We start from the raw sequence: 21,717 nt of genomic DNA, 5'->3' as shown, positions 1-21,717 counted from the left end.
ATCATCCTTCCCGCCGCTTAGGCTGCTTCCCCGATGATGTCGGCGTAGCCGTTGGCTTCCAGCTCAAGCGCCAGGCTCTTGTCGCCCGAGCGGATGATCTGGCCCTTGTAGAGAACGTGGACGGTGTCCGGCACGATGTAGTCGAGCAGGCGCTGATAGTGGGTGATCACGACCACGGCACGATCCGGCGACTTCAGCGCGTTGACGCCATCGGCAACGATCTTCAGCGCGTCGATGTCGAGACCGGAATCGGTTTCATCGAGGATGCACAGCTTCGGCTCCAGCAGCGCCATCTGCAGGATTTCGGCACGCTTCTTCTCACCGCCGGAGAAGCCGACATTGAGCGGACGCTTCAGCATGTCCGGATTGATCTGCAGCTTGGCGGAGGCTTCCTTGACCAGGCGCATGAAATCCGGCGTCTTCAGCTCTTCTTCGCCGCGCGCCTTGCGCTGCTCGTTCATGGCAACCTTGAGGAACTGCATGGTGGCGACACCAGGAATTTCGACCGGATACTGGAACGCCAGGAAGATGCCCTTCGAGGCACGTTCCGCGGGATCGAGTTCGAGAATGCTCTCGCCATTATAGAGGATGTCACCCTCGGTGACCTCGTAGTCTTCGCGGCCGGAGAGGATGTAGGAGAGCGTCGACTTGCCGGAGCCGTTCGGCCCCATGATCGCGGCAATCTCGCCCGGCTTCACGGTGAGGTTGAGGCCACGGATGATCTCGGTGTCGGTATCGGCGATCTTGGCGTGCAGGTTCTTGATTTCAAGCATTTCGTTTTTCCTATCCATAGAGCGGTTCAAATTCCGCCCGGCTGACCGCTTTTGACCTCGGTCTCAATTCGTCATCCTCGGGCTTGTCCCGAGGATCTAAGCACTCAATTGTAGTCGCCCCACTGTCTCGAATTGGCATTGGGACGATAGGCATTCTCGATTTCGTCTATGCGCTCATAAAGGTCCATCCATGTCGGATTGAGGCTCTCTATGAGCTTGATTTTCCATTCACGCAGGTAGCGCTTCAAAGACTTCTCCCGCTGTATCGCCAGAACGATATTCGGGTGGGTTTCAAACCAAACGAGGTTCTTAGCCCTGTATCGCTCGGTAAATCCTTCGCGGATTTCGTTGCGATGTTCCCATGCTCGCCCCTTCAGATCGCTGGTGACGCCGGTGTAGATCACGCCACGTGGCTTGTCGGACATCATGTAGACAAACCCGCTCATGTCCCTTCTCCAGCGACCGTCGCAGATCCTCGGGACAAGCCCGAGGATGACGGCAAGAAAAGTCTTAGCCAACCGATCCTTCCAGCGAGATATTGATCAACTTCTGCGCCTCGACGGCAAACTCCATCGGCAGTTCCTGAATGACTTCGCGGACGAAGCCGTTGACGATCAGGGCGATCGCCTCTTCTTCCGGAATGCCGCGCTGCATGGCGTAGAACTTCTGGTCTTCGGAGATCTTCGAGGTGGTCGCCTCGTGCTCGACCTTGGCCGTGGAATTCTTCACCTCGATATAGGGCACGGTATGTGCACCGCAGGTATCGCCGATCAGCAGCGAATCGCAGTTGGTGAAGTTGCGGGCGTTTTCCGCCTTGCGGTGCATCGATACCTGGCCGCGATAGGTGTTGTTGGACACCCCGGCGGAAATGCCCTTGGAGATTATGCGGCTCGACGTGTTCTTGCCGAGATGGATCATCTTCGTTCCCGAATCGATCTGCTGGTGGCCGTTCGACACGGCGATCGAATAAAACTCGCCGCGCGAATTGTCGCCACGCAGGATGCAGGACGGATATTTCCAGGTGATCGCCGAACCGGTTTCCACCTGCGTCCACGAGATCTTCGAGTTCGCACCGCGGCAATCGCCACGCTTGGTGACGAAGTTGTAGATGCCGCCCTTGCCCTGCTTGTCGCCCGGATACCAGTTCTGCACCGTCGAATACTTGATTTCGGCATCGTCGAGAGCGACGAGTTCGACGACGGCGGCATGAAGCTGGTTTTCGTCACGCTGCGGCGCGGTGCAGCCTTCGAGATAGGACACGAAGGCGCCTTCGGCGGCGATAATCAGCGTGCGCTCGAACTGGCCGGTGTTCTTCTCATTGATACGGAAGTAGGTGGACAGTTCCATCGGGCAACGAACGCCCTTCGGCACGTAGACGAAGGAACCATCGGTGAAGACAGCCGAATTCAGCGTCGCATAATAGTTGTCAGTGGTCGGCACGACCGAGCCGAGATACTGCTTGACGAGATCGGGATGCTCGCGGATTGCCTCGGAGATCGACATGAAGATCACGCCGGCCTTCTTCAGCTCTTCCTTGAAGGTGGTGACGACCGAAACGCTGTCGAAGACGGCATCGACGGCGATCTTCGACTTTTCGACGCCAGCAAGGATTTCCTGCTCGCGCAACGGAATACCGAGCTTTTCATAGACCTTCAAAAGTTCCGGATCGACCTCGTCCAGCGACTTCGGGCCGGACGTGCTTTTCGGCGCGGCGTAATAGTGGATGTCGTTGAAATCGATCTTCGGATAGGACACACGCGCCCAATTGGGCTCTTCGAGCGTCAGCCAGCGGCGATAAGCCTCCAGGCGCCATTCGAGCATCCATTCCGGCTCCTGCTTCTTTTCGGAAATGAAGCGGATGATATCTTCGGAAAGGCCTTTCGGGGCCTTGTCGACTTCGATCTCGGTTTCGAAGCCGTATTTATACTGGTCCACATCGATCTGGCGGACCTGCTCAACCGTTTCCTGGACAGCAGGCATGTCTTTCTCCAATCCCGCCGGATTCAAGGTTCCAGCGGCTTTTGCTCTTTGCGCGGAAAATTCCGCCTTCATGTAGGCGCCAGAGGCGCGTTTTCACACCTCTTGGCAAGCGGAAATTTGCCTTTCCGCAAAATTTGGCCGCCTCAGGCAGCCTCACCAGCCGGTCTGCGCCGGCCGGCAATCTTTCGAAAGGCGGCAAGCGCCTGATCTATGTCATCGTCGGTGGTCGTGGGTCCGAGCGAGATGCGCAGGGCGCCGAGCTTGGGATCCTTGCCCATGGCGGTCAGCACATGGCTCTCGCCGACCTTGCCCGACGAACAGGCGGCACCTGCCGACAGCGCAATCCCCTCCAGATCGAAGGCGATCTGGCCGGTTTCCGCCTTCAGCCCGGGCAGCGTGAAGAATGTGGTGTTGGCCACCCGCGTTTCGTCGACACCATGGATCAGCACGTCACCCGCCGCAGCCCGCATACCGTCTTCGAGACGATCACGCAGACCGGCGATCTTGGCGTTACGGCCGGAAAAATCCTCCAGTGCCGCGGCAGCAGCAGCACCGAAGCCGACAACAGCCGCCAGGTTTTCCGTGCCCGAGCGATGTCCCTTCTCCTGACCGCCGCCCTGGATCAACGGTTTCGGCATCAGTACCTCGCCGCGCGAAACCAGAGCGCCGACACCCTTGGGGCCGCCGATCTTGTGGGAAGAAACGATCAGGAAATCGGCATCGAGCGTAGCAATGTCGATCGGCAGGCGCGAAGCAGCCTGAACCGCATCGACGATCATCAGGCCACCCTTGGCATGCACCAGTCCTGCCGCCTCAGCGACCGGCTGAACAATGCCGGTCTCATTGTTGACCAGCATGACCGCAACCATCGGCAGCCCATCGGCATCGTCGTGCTCGGCAAGCAGTGTTTGCAAGGCATCGAGATCGACCAGGCCGGCGCCAGTCACAGGGATTTCCGTGACGCGATCTTTCGGAAAGCGGCCGCCCTCCCGCAACGCCGGATGCTCGATCGCCGAGACGTAAAGCCGGCCAATCGACAACGGCGTGCGTCCCATGCGAAAGACCGGCGACAGGACGAGATTGGCGGCTTCCGTTGCGCCGCTGGTAAAGACAACATGGCTGGCTTCGCCGCCAACAAGGGCTGCCACCTGCCGGCGGGCATTTTCCAGCACCGTCTTGGCCGCCCGGCCCTCGCCATGCACCGAAGACGGATTGCCGGGCAGGTCGAGCGCACGCAGGAAAGCCTCACGCGCAGCCGTCGAAAGCGGCGCAGTGGCATTCCAGTCCATGTATGTGCGCGTGATTGCCATGTCTCTTCCGGTCATCCTTGCTCACTCGGTGCATTTTTCTTGAAATTTCCGAGCGGCTTGCCTTATGACACCTTTCACAACGTGTGGATCCACGCTAAGTTTCGAATGGTTCTAAACTGCGTTCTAGAAAACTTGACGGCATCCGTCAAGTCAACTTGGCAAGCACGTGAATGTTTTGAACCGGAAGCACCGACCGGAGTACCGATGCCCGAAGTTATTTTCAACGGCCCTGCCGGCCGTCTTGAAGGCCGCTACCAGCCCTCCAAGGAAAAAAGCGCCCCGATTGCCATCGTCCTGCATCCGCATCCGCAATTCGGCGGAACGATGAACAACCAGATCGTATACCAGCTTTTCTACATGTTCCAGAAGCGCGGCTTTACGACCTTGCGGTTCAACTTCCGTTCGATCGGCCGCAGCCAGGGCGAATTCGACCATGGCGCCGGCGAGCTTTCCGATGCGGCTTCGGCGCTGGACTGGGTCCAAAGCCTGCATCCCGATTCCAAGAGCTGTTGGGTGGCCGGTTACTCCTTCGGCGCCTGGATCGGCATGCAGCTTCTGATGCGCCGGCCGGAGATCGAGGGTTTTATGTCGATCGCGCCGCAGCCGAACACCTACGACTTCTCGTTCCTCGCCCCCTGCCCGTCGTCTGGCCTGATCATCAACGGCGATGCCGACAAGGTGGCGCCCGAGAAGGACGTCATCAACCTGGTGGAAAAACTGAAGGCCCAGAAGGGCATTCTCATCACCCACAAGACCGTTCCAGGCGCCAACCACTTCTTCAACGGCCAGGTGGAGCCGTTGATGGCCGAATGCGAGGACTACCTCGACCGCCGCCTCAACGGCGAACTGACGCCGGAGCCGGCAGCGAAGCGGATCCGGTAAGTTTCCTCATCAGACATGCAAAAATCCGCCGGAGCGATTCGGCGGATTTTTGTTTGGCGCTTGTTTGAAAATTCCGCCGATTATCTTATCTTGCTCGTTGAAAGCTGTGGGACGCGCTCATGACCCGCTACACGATTACCCTACCAAAACCGATTGCCGAATACATCGACCGTCGCCTTGCGGAAGGCGCCTTCGCATCGCTGAACGACTATGTGGCCGATCTTGTCGATCGAGACATCAACCAGCGCAGACAAGCCGAAACGGAACTGCGTGGGCTGCTGGACGAAGCGGAAGAAAGCGGCATCAGTGAAAGAGGCGTGCGCGATGTCTTCGAATACGCCAGATCTCCGGCTCGCAAGCCGAGCGGCGTTTTGTGACTATCGTCCGTTTTACGCATAGAGCAGAAGCGGACATTCTGTCGATCCACGACTATACCATTTCATTTTACGGAACCGCACAATGGGTGAAATACGAGACCGCCCTGAAGCAGGCTTTTGAAGATATTGGCTGCAATCCGCAGATCGGAAGCGACTTCTCGGCCGTCAGACCCGGTGTCAGGCGGATGGTCTTGCGAAATCACGTGATTTATTATCGTATTGCCAAAGAGTTCATTCTTGTCCTCAGAATTCTCGGCGTGCGGCAAGATCCAGGTCGTCACCTGCAAAGCGCCATCACCCCACCCGTCACCGCTTCCTTCACGCCCGTGGTGCCGGGAAACGTCAGTGGCAAGCCCTTCACCGACCGCACGGCAAGATAGGCCCAGGCCTCCGCCTCCATGGCATCGCCGTCGAAGCCGGCGTCTTCGGCGGACAGCACTTGTGCGCCCTGGCGTGCGGCGAGGTCGCGCAGATCCGACATGATGATGTGGTTCAGGCGACCGCCGCCGCAGATGATGTAGAGCGCCGGTGCCGCAGGCAGGTAGCCGGCGGATTTGAGGATCGCTGCGGCGGCGACATAGGCGAGCGTGCGGGCGCCGTCGGAAAGTTCGGCGTCGCTGCCGGCTGGCGGCAGGAAGTCGTTGCGGTCGAGCGAGCGGCGATGGGTTGCGTGGAAAAACGGACTGTCGAGATAACGGTCGGCAAGCACCGGAATCACCCGGCCCTCGGAGGCGATCATGCCGCCCTGATCGAAAGGAATGCCGGCATGGGTTTCGACCCACTGGTCGATCAGCGTGTTGCCGGGTCCACTGTCGTAGGCGACGATCGCACCGTCCCGGCCGATGAAGGTGAGGTTCGAAATCCCGCCGATGTTGACGAAACATACCGGCGAACGGTCACCCGGAATAGTCTGCGCCAGCGCTGCATGATAGGCGGGCACCAGCGGCGCACCCTGGCCGCCGTGGCGCATGTCGTTGGCGCGCATGTCGTAGACGACGTCGATGCCGGTTTCCCGCGCCAGGAGGGCACCGTCGCCGATCTGCACCGTCAAGGCCTGGTCGGGGCGGTGGAGAACCGTCTGGCCGTGGAAGCCGAGCAGGTCGATATCCTTTGCCGAAAGGTCGTGCGCCTGCAGAAATGCCTTTACGGCATGCGCATGCCGTAACGTCAGATCTCGCTCGATGTCCGCCAGATTTTCCGGCCGTTCGCTGCGATCGCGGATCGGTTTGGCGATGTCCAGCGCAAGCTTCAGCCGGTCGCGAAAAGCCTTTTCGTATGCAAAACCCTGGAACGGGCCGCGCTCGACGACCGCCTCACCGTCGGTGCGCAGCAGCGCGACGTCGATGCCGTCCATCGAGGTGCCGCTCATCAATCCGATGGCCGTCTTTAGATGTTCGGTCATTTGCAAACTCAGAGTAACTTTTAAAGTGATTATCAGGGAAAACAGTGCTAAACGCCGCGCCAAAGTCCCGCATCCCGTTCCCCATAGCAGAACGCCACCAAGAGAGACAGGTCATGTCCAGGTTCAAATCCGATTTCCTTCGCACGCTCGACGAACGCGGCTTCATCCACCAGATTTCCGACGAAACCGGGCTGGATGCACTTTTCGCCAAGGAAACCGTGACGGCCTATATCGGCTTCGATCCGACGGCGCCAAGCCTGCATGCCGGCGGCCTGATCCAGATCATGATGCTGCACTGGATGCAGCAGACCGGCCACCGGCCGCTTTCGCTGATGGGCGGCGGCACCGGCATGGTCGGCGACCCGTCCTTCAAGGATGACGCCCGCCAGCTGATGACGGTCGATACGATCGAAAGCAACATCGCCTCGATCAAGCAGGTCTTCTCCAATTACCTCACCTACGGCGAAGGCCCGAAGGACGCGTTGATGATCAACAACGCCGACTGGCTGCGCTCGCTCAACTACCTCGAGTTCCTGCGCGATGTCGGCCGGCACTTCTCGGTCAACCGCATGCTGTCCTTCGACAGCGTCAAGACGCGCCTCGACCGCGAGCAGTCGCTGTCCTTCCTCGAATTCAACTACATGATCCTGCAGGCCTACGATTTCGTCGAACTGTCGAAGCGTTACGACTGCCGGCTGCAGATGGGCGGCTCCGACCAGTGGGGCAACATCGTCAACGGCATCGACCTCGGCCACCGCATGGGCACGAAGCAACTTTTTGCACTGACCTCGCCGCTGCTGACGACCGCCTCGGGCGCCAAGATGGGCAAGTCGCTGACCGGCGCCGTATGGCTGAACGCCGACATGCTGTCGGCCTATGATTTCTGGCAATACTGGCGCAACACCGAGGATGCCGACGTCTCGCGCTTCCTCAAGCTGTACACGACGCTGCCGATGGACGAGATCGCAAGGCTTTCGGCACTGGCAGGTTCCGAAATCAACGAGGTGAAGAAGATCCTTGCAACCGAGGTTACCGCCATCCTGCACGGCCGCGTGGCCGCAGAGCAGGCCGCGGAAACCGCCCGCAAGACCTTTGAAGAAGGTGCGCTCGCGGACAATCTGCCGTCGATCGAAATCCCCGCTGCCGAACTGGACGCCGGGCTCGGCCTGCTGACGCTGGTGGTCCGCGCTGGACTGGCCGCCTCGAACGGCGAAGCACGCCGCCATGTGCAAGGCGGCGCCGTCCGGATCAACGACAAGGCGATTTCGGATGAACGCCAGGTCATCGGCAGCGGCGACATTACCGCCGATGGCGTTATCAAGCTTTCGCTTGGCAAGAAGAAGCATCTGCTCATCCGGCCAGCCTGAGACCCGGCCGACACGCTTTTCGCGTGATCCCGATTGGTCGGCGTGCCCTTGGGCACGCCGAGAACACCTATCTCAGCCTCAGAACTCGAAGATCTGGCGGAAGACGCCCGGCGCGATCAGCGACAGCGGATTGACGGTCAGGCGCGGTTCGGCAAAACTTCCCTGCAGCCGGAAGGTGATGCCCAGCAGGCCGCGGTCGCGGCCGTTGCCGAGGATAACGCCGACCAGCGGCAGCTCCGCAAACAGGCGGTTTAGGCCATAGGCCGGCATGAAGGTCCCAGTCATATCCATGTTGCCCTTCTTATCGCGCAACGTTCCCTGGAACGTCGCGCCCACCTGCTCGCCGCGCACGACACCGTTCTCGATCTTGACGACATCGTTCTGGACGATGACGCGGGCAAAACCGCGCTGGAACCGTTCGGAGCTGACGTCGATGTCGCGCCGGACGGCATTGTTGAGGCTACGCCCGTCATTGCCGACCGGCGTCGATACCATCGACTGCAGCTTCTGTTCGTTGGCGAGCCGGAAGGTGCGGATATCGACATTGCCGGCCCAGCTGCCGTTCTTGCCGGCGCGGAGCTTCAGGTTGAGCAGGCCACCCTGCATGCGCTTGTAGACGTCGGTGAAACGCGCAACGGCACCGGCATCGCTGCTGGTGACCTGGATCTGGCTGCCGTCGCCGCCGTTTTCCGTCTGCACGACAATTGCCTGACCACTTTCGGTTACGCCGGAAAACTCCGCCCTGTCGATCCTGGAGCCGCGAGCGACGTAGGCCAGGCTGACATTGGAGATGGTTTCATCATTGAAGCCGAGGATGCTGTCGAGATCGGCGCGCAGCGAAATGGCCGCATCGTCCTTTTCGGCGGATCCCGATTGCTGCGAACGCATCCGGGCGATGACCGGCCGGATATCGGCCTTCTTGCCCGAGACGGCGATGTCATAGCCTGATTTGCCGCGCTTGACCTTGACGCCGTAATTATCGGCGCCGGTCAGCCGCACGCGGGAGAAATCAGCGGAAACCAGCCCCGCCTTGCCGAAATCCAGAGTGCCTGCGGCACCGAACCCCTGCCCGGTCAATTCGAAATCGCGGATACGCACCTGCGGGCCATCGGAAGAAAGCTCGAATTCCGCCTTGGCAGGAACGCCACTGCCTTTCGTCCAGCCAAGCCAGGGGATGGAAAGCACCGAGCGGGTCAGGTCGACCGATACAGCCTGCCGGTCATCGTCGAGCCGCGACAACTCGAATTTCGTCGAACCCGACAGGATTTCGCCCAGCCCCGGCGCCAGAAGATCGCGCTGCTCGTTGTTGACGGTAGCGGTGATCACGCGTTCCTTCTGCACCTTCGATCCGGAATCCACCGGCTCTACGAGATGGATGTCCATCGGCACCTTGTCGACTGTCCCCTTCGCATCGAGCACGGCCCGCTGGTTGTCGACGTCGAGCGTACCGTCGAGATCGCCGATCTTGCGACCGGTGATTTCCTTGCCGAGATCGACGCCGGCAAGCTGCATGTGCGTGCGCCACACCGGCGATGGCGGGTTCTGGGCGTTGACCAGTCCGAATGTCGCCTGCACATCGGCAGTGATCGCGCCGGAAAAATCGGTCGGCTCGAAACCGGTCCGCTGCAGTACCTTGATCGGCTTGTAGGTGATGAGTTCCGCCACGGCATCGGCTGCGCCGGCGACCGACATATCGATTTGCGCCATCAAAGGCTTGTCGTAGGTGGCAGGAATGATGAATTCGCCGCCGCTGATGGCCACCGAGCGACCCGAAGGGAAGAATGAGGCGCCGCTCTTCAAGCCGACGGTCAGGCGTGGCCCGCGAAGATCGAAATGCGCCACGACGTCCCGCACCGGCGGAATGTCGCCGGCGACGTTGAGGCGGGCATCGTCCATGTCGAAATTGATGCTCAGCTCGGTCTCGCCGAGATGCAGCGGGCCACCGCCGGGCGGAATTCTACCCTGCGGAATGAAGACGGCGATCGATGCGTTGGTGATGGTACCGCCGTAGATATTGGCGAGCGCCCAGGTGCGCGCCTTGGGCGCCATCCAGAACGGCCAGAGCTGCTTCACCGCCCCGGTCTGCACTCTCGGCGATTGTGCGCCAAAGCTGATTTCCGGCGAGCCCTCGCCCTTGAAACGCACCACCATGGAGCCGGCCATCGTGCCGAGCGGGCTCGACACCGCCATGCGCTCCAGCTGCAGTTCCTTGATGCCGGTAACGTAACGACCCGTCACCTTGGCGCCGTAGGCCAGAGGAGCGACGCCGGTGCCGGCAGGTGCCGCCACGCCGTCGCTCACCAGCAGATCGATGCCGAAGCCGCTCTGCGATTTGGGGTCCAGCCGGTCGAGATCAATGACGGCCGCCGTGAAAGGCACGGTCGTTTCCCCGAAACGCAAGGTCGATTGCAGGAATTCCAGCGAGTTCTTGTCGAAATCGTAGATGACGCTGACATTCGACTTGCCAACGTCCTGCGCGATGCTTTCGGAATAGAACGTCGCCTTGTCGATGCCGAGATTAAGAGCCAGGGACGGCTTTTCGTCGCCTTCCGCCCGCTTGGCATTCAGTTGCAGGTTCAACGTTCCATTCAGGCCCTGCCGGGGCAGACCTTGCGCATCCCATTTCATCAGGAAGGGGGTCAAAACCAGGCCGCCGATATCGGCTGAGAGGGAAACGGTACGTTCGCCCTGGCTTTGCGCATGCACGGAAAGCGTCGCAGGCGCGCCATCGATGGTGACGCCACCCTCGAGGCTGAGCGAGCCATCGGCATCGCGGCGCATCTCCACTTCGTCGAGAACAACGGAAAGCGGCTTGCCTTTGCTGACCGGCAGCCTGAGATCGAGGCCGGCGATCCGGACGGCGTCGGTTTTTCCGCGATCGACGAAACCATGCAGCATATCGAGCTGGCGGAAAAGCGTTTCCAGCCCGTTGGGGATCTGGTCGACCCGGAGACCCGACACGTCGATCGGCTTGCCGGCGGGCAGAAGTGCCGTATCCAGCTGGATGCCGTCGGCCTCTATCTCGCTAATGGCGATCTTGCCGGAAAACAGCGCCAGCGGATCGAGCACCAGCCGGATGGATTCCGTGCGCGACAGGTGCCGGCCGCTGTCGCGCTCGATGGTGTTGACGTCGCGTGCTTCCAGGGCCAGTCGCGGACCGGAGGCGAACCGGATGACGGTGGAACCGACCTGGGCGGTGTAACGAGGGCCGATTGCGCCATCGAGCGCCATCTTCGCGCGCGTCGACAGCGTCTTGTCGAAAAGGCCGGCCTCGACGGCGCCGATCAGGCCTGCGAAAACGAGGGCGACAAGCAGCACCAGGCCGACGACGATGCCGAGTACCCGCTTCACCGAAGAGGTCGGCAACGGGCAATGCACGATCATCGGGTCATGGGCCTGCGCAGATGGCAATTCGTGCAGCGCCACGATGTCCTGCCGGCCAAATACCACTCTTTCGCCGCGGATTTCACCCATGCGTGCGCGTCTGTCTCCGTGAAGCCTTGGATAACGTCCGAACAAGCTTGGACGATAGCCGCCGCGACTATATATGCTTCGCGACAATATTCCTGCAAAAAATCGGCAGAAGGAAGGTTTCCCCATGGCAGAATTGCGCGCCGGCGACACGGCCCCGGACTTCGATCTTCCGGGCAATGGCGGCGCCAGGCTGACACTTCAGCAATTCCGGGGGAAGCCGCTCGTCTTGTATTTCTACCCGAAAGACGATACCCAAAGCTGCACCATCGAGGCCGTATCCTTCTCGGAACACAAGGAGGCCTTCGCCGCGGCAGGCGCGTCCATCGTCGGCATCTCGCCGGACTCACCGAAACGGCATGACAATTTCGTGAAGAAATATACCCTTGGCATTCCGCTCGCCGCCGACGAGGAGAAGAGCGTGATCTCGGCTTACGGTCTCTGGAAAGAAAAGAGCATGTATGGCCGCAGCTACATGGGGGTCGAACGCACCACCTTCCTCATCGATACGGAGGGCGTCATTGCCCGCGTCTGGAACAAGGTCAAGGTGAAGGGCCATGTCGAAGAGGTGCTCGAAGCCGTACGGGCGGCGCAATGACGGAGATTGCCGAGGGCACAGACCGGAGCTTCAAGCTGACCTCGTTGCGCGGTGGCGCCACCGAAGCCATCCTTGCCAGCGATCTCGACCTCAAGACCCGGCTGGCGCAGGAAACCGCCAACCGCTGGTTCGCCCGCACGCTTTCACTACGCTCGCCGCTCGATCCGCCGTTGCCGGAGCGGCCCGGGCGCCCCGAAAAGCCCGAACTCGTGCCGCCGAAACACATGGAAAAGCGCTCGCTTCACACGCTGAAGGGACGGATCGCCCTGTTGCACGCCATCGCCCATATCGAACTCAATGCCGTCGACCTGGCGCTCGATATCGTCGCCCGCTTCACCAGCGAGCCGATCCCGCATTCTTTCTTCGACGGCTGGATGCAGGTTGCCTTCGAGGAAGCCAAGCATTTTCGCATGGTGCGGGCACGGCTGAACGATCTCGGTGCCGATTATGGCGACCTGCCGGCGCATGACGGACTATGGCAGGCAGCGCATTCGACCCGCAACGACCTCACGGCAAGACTGGCCGTCGTGCCGCTCATCCTCGAAGCGCGCGGCCTCGACGTCACACCGTCGCTGCAAGCGAAGATGGTCGAAACCGGTGATATGGAAAGCGCCGCCGTGCTCGACGTCATCTACAACGACGAGAAGGGCCATGTCGCCGTCGGCGCCAAATGGTTTCGCTTCCTCTGCGCCCGCCAGAAGAAGGATCCGGCCGCAACCTTCCGGCAATTGGTGCGCGCGAACTTCCGCGGCTCGCTGAAGGCGCCCTTCAACGACATCGCCCGCGCCGAAGCCGGGCTGACGCCGACGTTCTATCGCGCCCTTACATCCACCAGCAGTTGAGGCAAGCCGAGATTCACGGTCGGGGCGGCAGCTTCGTCAAGAGGTTGTTAACCTTAACAGTGTGTAATCACTCCCAGTTGGCGCACCATAAAGCGCATCTTCTGGGAGATGATCCGTGACCCACCGGCCGGAAAACCGCGTATTCGGAAAGCGTGCCCAGCCTCACATCCTGATTCTCGCCAGCGGCGACAATGTCCGCCATATGACGGTGAGGCCATGGATGGCGGCGCTGGGTGTCTGCGTTGCCGGCGCGGTGACCATCGGTTATCTCCTTGCCACCTCCTATCTCGTGCTGCGCGACGACCTGATCGGCGCAACGATGGCGAGGCAGGCACGCATGCAGCATGAATACGAAGACCGGATCGCGGCGCTGCGCGCCCAGGTCGACCGCGTCACCTCTCGCCAGCTGCTGGATCAGCAGGTGGTCGAGGAAAAAGTCGAGCAGTTGATGGAACAGCAGCTCGCCCTCACCTCCCGCCACGGCAAGCTCGGCTCGCTTCTCGACCGGGCGGAAAATTCCGGCGTGCCAACCGGCGACATACCGATCCCCGCCTTCAATCCCGACCGCAGGGCGGACGCTTCCGGCGGCATCCAGGCGATCGAAAGCCTAATGGCCGGCAGCCCGCAGAGCGATGCCGAAACAGCGACATCGGAGCTTGCCTACGCGCCGGCCAGCGAGACCGCCGCCGAAAAGGCCGACAGGGTTTTTTCCCGCGTCACGCGGTCGCTGAAGGCGATCGAGCGTGATCAACTGACCCAGATCCGGACACTGACCGTCGGGGCTGAAGAAACCGCCGGCGCCATCGAAAATATCCTGGCTCGCAATGGCATCGATGTCGCCTCCAGCGAGCGGACCGAGAATGATGCTGTCGGCGGACCGTTCGTGGAACCGCAATCCATCGATCCCTTCGAGGATTCGATGGACGACCTCGATGCGGCGCTGAACCGGTTGGACACCGCCCGCGACACGGCAAAACGCCTGCCTTTCGCCAATCCCGCACCGGGCAAGGACATCACCAGCCGCTTCGGCAATCGCAGCGATCCTTTCCTCGGCCGGCTGGCCATGCATGCGGGTATCGATTTCAGATTTGGCGCCGGCGAAGATATCCACTGCACCGGCGCCGGCGTGGTAACCGCCGCCGCCGCCGCCGGTGGCTACGGCAACATGGTCGAGATCGACCATGGCAACGGCCTAACGACCCGTTACGGCCATATGTCGCGCATCCTTGTCTCGGTCGGCGACAAGGTGAAGGCCGGCGATGTCGTCGGGCTTGCCGGCAGCACCGGCCGCTCCACCGGCACCCACCTTCACTACGAAGTCCGCCGCAACGGCCAGGCCGTCGATCCGATGTCCTACCTCAATGCCGGCCGCAAACTTCTGGCCTATCTCGACTAAAATTTCGCTCGAACAGGCTGCACGGTGTGGATTCGGCGCGATGATGCGCTATTTACGGTTTCTTTTAACCCTCAAGCAGCGCAAAGCGCCGGGTTTCCTTGACTTGGTAGGCATTTGAGACTATGCCGCGCTGCAGTTGCGCAGTCCTGCGCCTGAATCATCAGTGTTCGCTAGAACCGGAACGGAAACAGATTCCCCTTTGACAACGTTTGCTGATCTTGGCCTGAGCCAAAAAGTTCTTTCTGCTGTTACTGACGCGGGTTACTCCACGCCGACGCCGATTCAGGCCGGTGCCATCCCACCTGCCCTGCAGCGCCGGGACATTTGCGGCATAGCACAGACAGGAACGGGCAAGACGGCCTCCTTCGTGCTGCCGATGCTGACGTTGCTGGAAAAGGGCCGCGCCCGGGCACGCATGCCCCGCACGCTGATTCTCGAGCCGACCCGCGAGCTCGCCGCCCAGGTGGCTGAAAACTTCGAAAAATACGGCAAGAATCACAAGCTCAACATTGCGCTTTTGATCGGCGGCGTGTCCTTCGAAGACCAGGACCGCAAGCTGGAGCGCGGTGCTGACGTGCTGATCTGCACCCCCGGCCGCCTGCTCGACCATTGCGAACGCGGCAAGCTGCTGATGACCGGTGTCGAGATCTTCGTCATCGACGAAGCCGACCGCATGCTCGACATGGGTTTCATTCCCGATATCGAGCGCATCGCCAAGATGATTCCCTTTACCCGCCAGACCCTGTTCTTCTCGGCCACCATGCCGCCGGAAATCCAGAAGCTGGCCGATCGCTTCCTGCAGAACCCGGAGCGCATCGAAGTCGCCAAGCCATCCTCGACGGCAACGACCGTGACGCAGCGCCTGGTCGCCGCGCATCACAAGGACTATGAGAAGCGCGCCGTGCTGCGCGACCTCGTCCGCGCCCAGGAAGACCTGAAGAACGCCATCATCTTCTGCAACCGCAAGAAGGACGTTGCCGACCTGTTCCGTTCGCTGGAACGCCACGGCTTCTCCGTCGGCGCCCTGCATGGCGACATGGACCAGCGCTCGCGCACGACGATGCTGCAGAATTTCCGCGACGGCAACATTCAACTGCTCGTCGCTTCCGACGTTGCCGCCCGCGGGCTTGACCTGCCCGACGTCGGCCACGTCTTCAACTTCGACGTTCCCATTCACGCGGAGGACTATGTCCACCGCATCGGCCGTACCGGCCGCGCCGGCCGCTCGGGCCGCGCTTTCACCCTGGTCACCAAAAGCGACACCAAATATGTCGACGCCATCGAGAAGCTGATCGTTCAGAAGATCGAATGGTTGAACGGTGACCTTTCCGCCCTGCCCGCGCCCATGGAAAGCTTCGAAAGCGACCGGCCGCGCAAGGGGAAGGATAAAGACAGAAGCCGTGGTCGTCGTGGACGCGACAATCACAAATCGGACATCAAGACAACCGATACTCCTGTCGATTCGGATGAAAGAGCAGCAACCCCAGCAAAGGTCGAAAGTGTGAAGACAGAGCGCAGAGCAGAACAGAAGTCGCATAATGCCCCCCGCAACACGCGGCCGTACCCTGCCAATGACGACAATCGCGAGCGCCGCAGCCGTCACTACCGCGATCACGACGATGGCCCGACCCCGGTCGGCTTCGGCGACGACATCCCGGCATTCATGCTGATCGTCGCAAACGCGAAAGCCTGATGGCTCTTCCGGGGATTGATTTTCCTGGTGTCGGCGCCGGCCTTGCGATCATGCGCGACGGCCGGCTTCTTCTTTGCCGTCGCCTGAAGGCGCCGGAAGCGGGCCACTGGAACATCGTTGGCGGCAAGGTCGATCATATGGAACCGGCCGCCGAAGCGGCTCGCCGCGAAGCTGAAGAGGAAACCGGCCTGACGATCGGCAAGCTGGATTTTCTTTGTTCGACCGAACTCGTCAGCGAGGCGGACCGACAGCACTGGATTTCCCTTATCTACGTCACGTCAGACATAAAAGGTGAGCCGCAGCTTACCGAACCGGACAAGCTGGCGGAGATCGGCTGGTACGATCTCGATGCCTTGCCCTCACCGCTATCGGATTTTGCCCGCGTTACAGTCGAGCATCTGAAGCTGAAGGCCGATCACTTGGCCCGCAGCGCGGCCTCGTAGGCCAGGCCCACCCATTTCGCCATTTCGTCCGGATCGTCGTAGGCTGCGTCCGGTATCGTCCAGTAGGGCATGGCGACAGGCTTGCCTTTCTTGCCCTCGTATTCCCAGCGACGCGCGCCGGCAGCCTCCAGTTCCACCGCCGTTTCGCTATCGCCTTTCAGCATGATCTCGTCGCGCAGTTCGATGGCGACGATGCGACCGAGATGATAGATGCCCTTGCCGCCGAACATCCGCCGGATGCTGACCGGCCCGAGCGACTGGAACATCTCCTCGATCGCCGCATTGTCCATCACGCCTATCCTTTCAGCACGCCGCCGGCGGCAATCACCGCTTCCGGCGTATCGACGTCGAGATGCGCCGCCTCGCCGATATCGACATCGATAACCGCCAGCCCGCAGGTCTCGACGATATGGCGGGCACCGACATCGCCTTCGAGCTTCATCAATGCGTCGTAGGTGGCCCTCGGCAGGATGACAGGATTGCCGCGCTTGCCGTTCGACACCGCCCGGACGATGGCCCTGCCACCAGCACCACGAAAAGCTTGCGCCAGCGAACGCAGGTCCGCCGAGGTGACGCCAGGCATATCCGCCAGCATCACCAGCACGCCATCGGCATCAGCAACACCGGGCGTCGAAAGGCCCGTGGTCAGCGAGCTTGCCATACCGCCGGCGAAATCCGGGTTGTGTGCCAGGGTCAGGTCGAGTCCATCGAGGCAAGCTGCGATTTCATCGGCGCGATGACCGGTTACCACGATGGTGCGCCCGATGCCGGCCGCAATTGCCGTTTCCGCCGAAAGGCGAACCAGTGGCTTGCCGCCGAATTCGGCGAGCAGCTTGTGCCTGCCGTCGTCACCCATTCGGCTTGCCTTGCCGGCTGCCAGAACCACGATGGCAATGGCAAACCTCTGGGCCTCGTCGCCGGTCAGGTCGCGTGGTTGCGGACGGGTGGGTATTTCCATCAGCAAGCCTCCGACACCGAGACCGGTGATATCCTGCGCGGTCGGACATTCGCCGGCGAGGATGCGGTTAAGGATCCAGTCGAAGCCGTTTTCCTTGGGGCTGCGGGCACATCCGGGTGCGCCAAGCACCGGCACTTCGCCGATCCAGCCGAGCACAAGCAGGTTGCCCGGATCCACCGGCATGCCGGCATGTTCGACGCGGCCGCCGGCCTGGCGGATCGCCTCGGGAATGACGTCGGAAAAATCGGTCATTGCCGATGCACCGAAAACGACGATCATCGCCGGCGCATCGGCAGCGGGTTTTGCCAAGGCCTGACCGATGGCAGCGGCGACCGCTTCCATGCGGTGCGGCACCCGGATCTCGCCGACGATGCGGCTTCCGGAAAGCGACAGGCGCTGCGCCAGCAGTCGCTCCGTCTTATCCATGACCGAAACCTTGAGCGATGGCAGTTCGGTTGCCACCAGGGTCACCGCCCGCGGCTGGAACGGCTTGACTTCGAAAGCAGTGGCCTCTTCGAGAATACGCCGCGCCGCCTCGACTTTTTGACGCGAGACCGCCAGCGGGATGATCTTGATCGTTGCCACCATGTCGCCAGCGCGGACGGGCACGTGGTCGGCCAGGCAAGCGAGCGTGATGGCGGGATCGATGCGGTTGAAGCGGTCGACGACCACCTTGTCAGAGACGAACAGCCCGTTTGCCGCGGCATACAGATTGACGCGGCCGGTAGCCGCTTCCGAAAACCGCAGGTGATCGCGCGGAATGGCGTCGGCCAGCTGGGCTGCCGCATCGTCTTCCATCAGATCGTCCGGTTCGACACGGACGGCGATGACATTGGAAAAACCCGCACTCTTTAGCCGGATAATATCCTCTCTGCCGAGCACATGACCTTTCGGCAGCCGGCCATCGGCCAGCTTTGCGGCATGGGCGAGGACGGCGCCTTCCGCCTGATCGAGATCGATGGCGCCGAAAATCATGGCTCCGCACCGTCCGCGCCTTGCAGATCGCGTCGTCTGAAGGCCTGGATCACCTGCGCCAGGATGGCCACGGCAATTTCAGCCGGGCTTGCCGCGCCGATATCGAGACCGATGGGTGCGGCGATGCGGCTGAGCGCAATATCGCCTATCCGTGCTTCCTTCAGGCGTTCGAGCCGCTTGGCATGCGTCTTGCGACTGCCGAGCGCGCCGACATAAAAGCAGCCGGTGCGCAGCGCCTGCATCAGCGGAAAGTCGTCGATCTTCGGATCGTGGGTGACGGCAACCAGTGCCGTGTAGGCATCGAGCGGCCGTTGCTTCAGCACATCCTCGGGCCAGTCGGCCACAAGGTCGATGCCGGCAAACCGTTCAGGTGTTGCGAATGCGGTTCGCGGATCGATGATGGTCAGGTCGAAACCGGCGAGCCTCGCCATGATCGCCAGAGGCTGGCTGATATGCACGGCGCCGATGACGACGATGCGCGGCGGTGGCAGGTGGACGTTGAGAAACAGGCTGCGGCCATCTGCCTCGACCGTGCCGGACTTGCCGGAGCGGAAGGCGGCGACGGTGGCAGCCTCCAATTCACCGCCAAGCGGCGTGCCTTCGGTGATGACGCGGTCGCTGCCGTCGGCGAGATCGGTGACCAGGATGACGGCCTTGCGGTCGCGCCTTGCGGCGTTGACCGCCTGCAGATGCTCGAGCTTCATTGGCCGAGCCTTTCGACATAGACGCGGATGCGGCCGCCGCAGGAAAGGCCGACCCGCCAGGCGGTTTCATCGGCAACACCGAACTCCAGCATTTTTCCCGCACCCGTGCCGATGATATCGACGGCCTCGGTGATGACGGCGCCTTCGACGCAGCCGCCGGAAACCGAACCGTGGAAATTGCCCTCGCCGTCGATCACCAGATGGCTGCCGACCGGGCGCGGCGCCGATCCCCAGGTTTCGACGACGGTTGCAATCGCCACGTCGCGGCCCTCGGCCTTCCAGGCTTCGGCGATCGACAGCGGATCGAGCGTTTCGGTGTCAGTCATGGCTTCACCTTGTCATCTGCTTGAGAAAACGTCGGGGATCGGCATCCCGGCTGCTGCCGCCACTGAGCGACACCACCAGATCCGAAAGCGAAGAAAGATTGTGGACCGTGCGAAACTCGTCGACATGCGGCAGCATGGCGCGCACGCCGCGGGCACGCGCCTCGAAACCGTCGAAACGCAGCAGCGGGTTGAGCCAGATCAGCCGCCGGCAGGAGCGGTGCAGCCGGTCCATCTCTGCAGCAAGCTGCTCGACGCCTTCGCGCTCCAGCCCATCGGTGATGATCAGCACGACGGCGCCCTGCCCGAGCACCCGGCGCGACCATAGCCGGTTGAATTCGTGCAGCGTCTCGCCGATACGCGTGCCGCCCGACCAATCCCGGACCAGCCGGGCGCATTCGTCGAATGCCTCGTCGGGGTCCTTGTGGCGCAGCTGGCGGGTGACGTTGGTCAGCCGGGTACCGAACAGGAAAGTGTGTACCCGGCGGCGGCGCTCGGTCAGCACATGTAGGAAATGCAGGAAGATGCGGGTGTACTGGCTCATCGAGCCAGAAATATCGGCGAGCACCACCAGTGGCGGATGGATCTGCCTGGCTTCGCGATAACGCGGCAGAACCAGCGCTCCGCCGGTACGCAGGCTGGCGCGCATCGTCGCCCGCGGATCGACATGGCGATGGACATGCGAGGTGGCGAAACGCCGCGTCTTCACCTTGTCGAGCGGCAGTTCGAGGCGCGACAGTTCCCGTTTGGCGGCAGCCAGCTCCGCCGCCGACATCTGGGCGAAATCCATGCTGCGCAAAAGCTCGTTGCCGGACATGGTGAAACGGGCGTCGATCTCGACATCCGGATCGTCCTTGCGCTGCGGCTCGCGGCGTTTTTCGGCAAACAGCGCATCGCTGACGCGCGAGGAGCCGGGTTTGGCCTTCTGCCGCTCGCTGTGGTCGAGCGCAACCGGCGACATCATCGCAATCATCTTCTCGACGAGATCGCGCGACCGCCAGAACAGGCGAAAGGCTTCGTCGAAGACGGCGAGATCTTCATGCCGCTTGACGAAGACGGAACAGAGGGCGGCATGGAATTCGTCGCGGGAGCCGATGCCGATCGCCTCCACCGCAGCAATGGCGTCGGTGATAGCGCCCGGGCCGATCTTCAGCCCCGCCTTGCGCAGTGCCCGGCCGAAGAAAACGATGTTGTCGGCCAGCCGACCGCTGCCCGCCGGGATGGGCGGGACGATCACACCGTCTGCTGCCGCTCCCGTTATCACCCGCCTACCCCGTCGCCAACATCTCGGCCTTGACCTCGGCCAGCACCTTGGCGCCTTCGCCGCCCTGGATGCGGGCGATATCGTCCTGATACTTCAGCAAGGCGCCGAGCGTGTCGGAGATGGTTTCCGGATCGAGCGCCAGCCGATCGAGTTCGGTCAGCGCCGTCGCCCAGTCGATGGTCTCGGCGACACCAGGGTTCTTGAACAGGTCAAGCGTTCTGAGCTTCTGCACGTAAGCGACGATCTGGCGCGACAGGAGGTCGTTGCAGCCCGGCGCCTTGCGGCGGATGATGTCCAGTTCCTGCGCCGCCTGCGGATAGTCGACCCAGTGATACAGACAGCGCCGCTTCAGCGCGTCGTGGATTTCGCGGGTGCGATTGGTGGTGATGATGACGATCGGCGGTTCGGCGGCGCGGATGGTGCCGAGTTCGGGGATGGTCACCTGGAAATCGGAAAGGATTTCCAGGAGGAACGCCTCAAAGGCCTCGTCGGTGCGGTCGAGTTCGTCGATAAGGAAGACCGGCGCCCGGCCATCGACTGCAGACAGCGCCTGCAGCACCGGACGGCGGATGAGGTAGCGCTCGGAGAAGATATCCGCTTCCATGCGGTCACGGTCGGTCAGCCCGGCGGCCTCCGACAGGCGGATTTCCAGCATCTGCGCCGGGTAATTCCACTCGTAGACGGCAGAGGCGACGTCGAGGCCCTCGTAACATTGCAGCCGGATCAGCGGACGGCCAAGCGCCTTCGACAGCACCTTGGCGATCTCGGTCTTGCCGACGCCCGCCTCGCCTTCGAGAAACAGCGGCCGCTGCATCTTCAGCGCCAGAAACAGCACGGTCGCCAAAGAGCGGCCCGCCAGATAATCGTGCGCCGCCAGCATGTCGAGCGTTTCGTCGATCGAACCCGGCAGGGCGCGGGCAGTATGATCCGTCATGTCGTCTCCAATCCCTAGGGCGAGC

21 protein-coding genes are annotated in these 21,717 nt (G+C 61.8%); 9 read left to right on the top strand and 12 right to left on the bottom strand.

Annotation, left to right across the window (positions count from 1 at the left end):
* Positions 1-17: 17 nt before the first annotated feature.
* From sufC to ACSQ3I_RS24175, 4 genes are all read right to left on the bottom strand, one after another.
* Positions 18-773 carry a Fe-S cluster assembly ATPase SufC gene (sufC, locus tag ACSQ3I_RS24190; protein WP_109457898.1) on the bottom strand — a complete coding sequence of 252 codons (756 nt, stop codon included), beginning with the start codon at positions 771-773 and terminating at the stop codon, positions 18-20.
* Positions 774-877: 104 nt separating this feature from the next.
* The gene (locus ACSQ3I_RS24185; protein WP_436003194.1) at positions 878-1,219 is read right to left on the bottom strand and encodes a GIY-YIG nuclease family protein; all 342 of its coding nucleotides are present in this window, start codon (positions 1,217-1,219) and stop codon (positions 878-880) included.
* 64 nt (positions 1,220-1,283) lie between these two features.
* Positions 1,284-2,753 carry a Fe-S cluster assembly protein SufB gene (sufB, locus tag ACSQ3I_RS24180; protein ID WP_436003192.1) on the bottom strand — a complete coding sequence of 490 codons (1,470 nt, stop codon included), beginning with the start codon at positions 2,751-2,753 and terminating at the stop codon, positions 1,284-1,286.
* A 143-nt stretch (positions 2,754-2,896) separates the two neighbouring features.
* Positions 2,897-4,063, bottom strand: a complete 1,167-nt coding sequence (locus ACSQ3I_RS24175) for a cysteine desulfurase family protein (protein ID WP_436003190.1) — start codon at positions 4,061-4,063, stop codon at positions 2,897-2,899.
* Between the two features lie 204 nt (positions 4,064-4,267).
* Between ACSQ3I_RS24175 and ACSQ3I_RS24170 the strand changes: the two genes are divergently transcribed.
* From ACSQ3I_RS24170 to ACSQ3I_RS24160, 3 genes are all read left to right on the top strand, one after another.
* Positions 4,268-4,945 (top strand): alpha/beta hydrolase, encoded by a 678-nt coding sequence (locus tag ACSQ3I_RS24170; protein WP_436003188.1) that lies wholly within the window; start codon positions 4,268-4,270, stop codon positions 4,943-4,945.
* A gap of 119 nt (positions 4,946-5,064) precedes the next feature.
* Entirely contained in the window at positions 5,065-5,322 is a 258-nt protein-coding gene (locus ACSQ3I_RS24165) for a ribbon-helix-helix domain-containing protein (protein ID WP_436003186.1), read from the top strand.
* Positions 5,319-5,702, top strand: coding sequence for a type II toxin-antitoxin system RelE/ParE family toxin (locus ACSQ3I_RS24160; RefSeq protein WP_436003185.1), 384 nt, complete (start codon positions 5,319-5,321; stop codon positions 5,700-5,702). Before ACSQ3I_RS24165 ends, ACSQ3I_RS24160 begins: the two co-directional genes overlap by 4 nt.
* On the opposite strand, the gene ACSQ3I_RS24155 is transcribed toward ACSQ3I_RS24160, so the two are convergent.
* Complete coding sequence (locus tag ACSQ3I_RS24155; protein WP_436003183.1) at positions 5,600-6,724, bottom strand: anhydro-N-acetylmuramic acid kinase; 1,125 nt, start codon at positions 6,722-6,724, stop codon at positions 5,600-5,602. The genes ACSQ3I_RS24160 and ACSQ3I_RS24155 overlap by 103 nt on opposite strands.
* 113 nt (positions 6,725-6,837) lie before the next feature.
* Here ACSQ3I_RS24155 and tyrS point away from each other — a divergent pair, with 113 nt between their 5' ends.
* Positions 6,838-8,091 (top strand): tyrosine--tRNA ligase, encoded by a 1,254-nt coding sequence (gene tyrS, locus ACSQ3I_RS24150; RefSeq protein WP_436003181.1) that lies wholly within the window; start codon positions 6,838-6,840, stop codon positions 8,089-8,091.
* Between the two features lie 78 nt (positions 8,092-8,169).
* Here tyrS and ACSQ3I_RS24145 read toward each other — a convergent pair whose 3' ends face one another.
* On the bottom strand, positions 8,170-11,565 hold the full coding sequence (locus ACSQ3I_RS24145) for a hypothetical protein (protein ID WP_436003179.1): 3,396 nt from the start codon (positions 11,563-11,565) through the stop codon (positions 8,170-8,172).
* A gap of 124 nt (positions 11,566-11,689) precedes the next feature.
* On the opposite strand from ACSQ3I_RS24145, the gene bcp reads away from it, so the two are divergent.
* The 5 genes from bcp (at position 11,690) to ACSQ3I_RS24120 (ending at position 16,534) form a co-directional block, all read left to right on the top strand.
* Positions 11,690-12,160 carry a thioredoxin-dependent thiol peroxidase gene (bcp, locus tag ACSQ3I_RS24140; RefSeq protein ID WP_436003177.1) on the top strand — a complete coding sequence of 157 codons (471 nt, stop codon included), beginning with the start codon at positions 11,690-11,692 and terminating at the stop codon, positions 12,158-12,160.
* Complete coding sequence (locus ACSQ3I_RS24135) at positions 12,157-13,002, top strand: ferritin-like domain-containing protein (protein WP_436003175.1); 846 nt, start codon at positions 12,157-12,159, stop codon at positions 13,000-13,002. Before bcp ends, ACSQ3I_RS24135 begins: the two co-directional genes overlap by 4 nt.
* A gap of 115 nt (positions 13,003-13,117) precedes the next feature.
* A complete protein-coding gene (locus tag ACSQ3I_RS24130; protein WP_436003173.1) occupies positions 13,118-14,398 on the top strand; it encodes a peptidoglycan DD-metalloendopeptidase family protein in 1,281 nt (426 codons plus the stop codon).
* Positions 14,399-14,597: 199 nt separating this feature from the next.
* Positions 14,598-16,091 carry a DEAD/DEAH box helicase gene (locus tag ACSQ3I_RS24125; protein ID WP_436003171.1) on the top strand — a complete coding sequence of 498 codons (1,494 nt, stop codon included), beginning with the start codon at positions 14,598-14,600 and terminating at the stop codon, positions 16,089-16,091.
* Complete coding sequence (locus ACSQ3I_RS24120; RefSeq protein ID WP_436003170.1) at positions 16,091-16,534, top strand: NUDIX domain-containing protein; 444 nt, start codon at positions 16,091-16,093, stop codon at positions 16,532-16,534. The genes ACSQ3I_RS24125 and ACSQ3I_RS24120 overlap by 1 nt, the downstream gene beginning before the upstream one ends.
* Here the strand turns inward: ACSQ3I_RS24120 and ACSQ3I_RS24115 are convergent.
* The 6 genes from ACSQ3I_RS24115 to ACSQ3I_RS24090 are packed head-to-tail and all read right to left on the bottom strand — an operon-like array spanning position 16,507 to position 21,692.
* On the bottom strand, positions 16,507-16,824 hold the full coding sequence (locus ACSQ3I_RS24115) for a TfoX/Sxy family protein (RefSeq protein ID WP_436003167.1): 318 nt from the start codon (positions 16,822-16,824) through the stop codon (positions 16,507-16,509). The genes ACSQ3I_RS24120 and ACSQ3I_RS24115 overlap by 28 nt on opposite strands.
* 5 nt (positions 16,825-16,829) lie before the next feature.
* Complete coding sequence (locus ACSQ3I_RS24110; protein WP_436003165.1) at positions 16,830-18,467, bottom strand: NTP transferase domain-containing protein; 1,638 nt, start codon at positions 18,465-18,467, stop codon at positions 16,830-16,832.
* Positions 18,464-19,171 carry an XdhC family protein gene (locus ACSQ3I_RS24105; RefSeq protein ID WP_436003163.1) on the bottom strand — a complete coding sequence of 236 codons (708 nt, stop codon included), beginning with the start codon at positions 19,169-19,171 and terminating at the stop codon, positions 18,464-18,466. Before ACSQ3I_RS24105 ends, ACSQ3I_RS24110 begins: the two co-directional genes overlap by 4 nt.
* The gene (locus ACSQ3I_RS24100; protein WP_436003161.1) at positions 19,168-19,497 is read right to left on the bottom strand and encodes an XdhC family protein; all 330 of its coding nucleotides are present in this window, start codon (positions 19,495-19,497) and stop codon (positions 19,168-19,170) included. Before ACSQ3I_RS24100 ends, ACSQ3I_RS24105 begins: the two co-directional genes overlap by 4 nt.
* 4 nt (positions 19,498-19,501) lie before the next feature.
* Complete coding sequence (locus ACSQ3I_RS24095) at positions 19,502-20,755, bottom strand: vWA domain-containing protein (protein ID WP_436003214.1); 1,254 nt, start codon at positions 20,753-20,755, stop codon at positions 19,502-19,504.
* 7 nt (positions 20,756-20,762) lie between these two features.
* On the bottom strand, positions 20,763-21,692 hold the full coding sequence (locus ACSQ3I_RS24090) for an AAA family ATPase (RefSeq protein WP_436003159.1): 930 nt from the start codon (positions 21,690-21,692) through the stop codon (positions 20,763-20,765).
* Positions 21,693-21,717 lie beyond the last annotated feature (25 nt).

It is taken from the genome of Rhizobium sp. LjRoot30 (assembly GCF_964253915.1).
Lineage (GTDB): Bacteria > Pseudomonadota > Alphaproteobacteria > Rhizobiales > Rhizobiaceae > Metarhizobium.
The sequence above is the reverse complement of the archived record's forward strand: the minus strand, read 5'-3'. Positions and strand labels throughout refer to the sequence as shown.

Excerpts from the sequence above, each read along its gene's own strand:
- ACSQ3I_RS24185 (WP_436003194.1), bottom strand. The coding sequence starts at position 1,219 with ATGAGCGGGTTTGTCTACATGATGTCCGACAAGCCACGTGGCGTGATC.
- ACSQ3I_RS24145 (WP_436003179.1), bottom strand. The coding sequence starts at position 11,565 with ATGGGTGAAATCCGCGGCGAAAGAGTGGTATTTGGCCGGCAGGACATC.
- ACSQ3I_RS24110 (WP_436003165.1), bottom strand. The coding sequence starts at position 18,467 with ATGATTTTCGGCGCCATCGATCTCGATCAGGCGGAAGGCGCCGTCCTC.
- ACSQ3I_RS24105 (WP_436003163.1), bottom strand. The coding sequence starts at position 19,171 with ATGAAGCTCGAGCATCTGCAGGCGGTCAACGCCGCAAGGCGCGACCGC.
- ACSQ3I_RS24135 (WP_436003175.1), top strand. The coding sequence starts at position 12,157 with ATGACGGAGATTGCCGAGGGCACAGACCGGAGCTTCAAGCTGACCTCG.
- bcp (WP_436003177.1), top strand. The coding sequence starts at position 11,690 with ATGGCAGAATTGCGCGCCGGCGACACGGCCCCGGACTTCGATCTTCCG.
- ACSQ3I_RS24100 (WP_436003161.1), bottom strand. The coding sequence starts at position 19,497 with ATGACTGACACCGAAACGCTCGATCCGCTGTCGATCGCCGAAGCCTGG.
- ACSQ3I_RS24090 (WP_436003159.1), bottom strand. The coding sequence starts at position 21,692 with ATGACGGATCATACTGCCCGCGCCCTGCCGGGTTCGATCGACGAAACG.
- sufB (WP_436003192.1), bottom strand. The coding sequence starts at position 2,753 with ATGCCTGCTGTCCAGGAAACGGTTGAGCAGGTCCGCCAGATCGATGTG.
- ACSQ3I_RS24165 (WP_436003186.1), top strand. The coding sequence starts at position 5,065 with ATGACCCGCTACACGATTACCCTACCAAAACCGATTGCCGAATACATC.
- sufC (WP_109457898.1), bottom strand. The coding sequence starts at position 773 with ATGCTTGAAATCAAGAACCTGCACGCCAAGATCGCCGATACCGACACC.
- ACSQ3I_RS24120 (WP_436003170.1), top strand. The coding sequence starts at position 16,091 with ATGGCTCTTCCGGGGATTGATTTTCCTGGTGTCGGCGCCGGCCTTGCG.
- tyrS (WP_436003181.1), top strand. The coding sequence starts at position 6,838 with ATGTCCAGGTTCAAATCCGATTTCCTTCGCACGCTCGACGAACGCGGC.
- ACSQ3I_RS24115 (WP_436003167.1), bottom strand. The coding sequence starts at position 16,824 with ATGGACAATGCGGCGATCGAGGAGATGTTCCAGTCGCTCGGGCCGGTC.
- ACSQ3I_RS24170 (WP_436003188.1), top strand. The coding sequence starts at position 4,268 with ATGCCCGAAGTTATTTTCAACGGCCCTGCCGGCCGTCTTGAAGGCCGC.
- ACSQ3I_RS24175 (WP_436003190.1), bottom strand. The coding sequence starts at position 4,063 with ATGGCAATCACGCGCACATACATGGACTGGAATGCCACTGCGCCGCTT.
- ACSQ3I_RS24155 (WP_436003183.1), bottom strand. The coding sequence starts at position 6,724 with ATGACCGAACATCTAAAGACGGCCATCGGATTGATGAGCGGCACCTCG.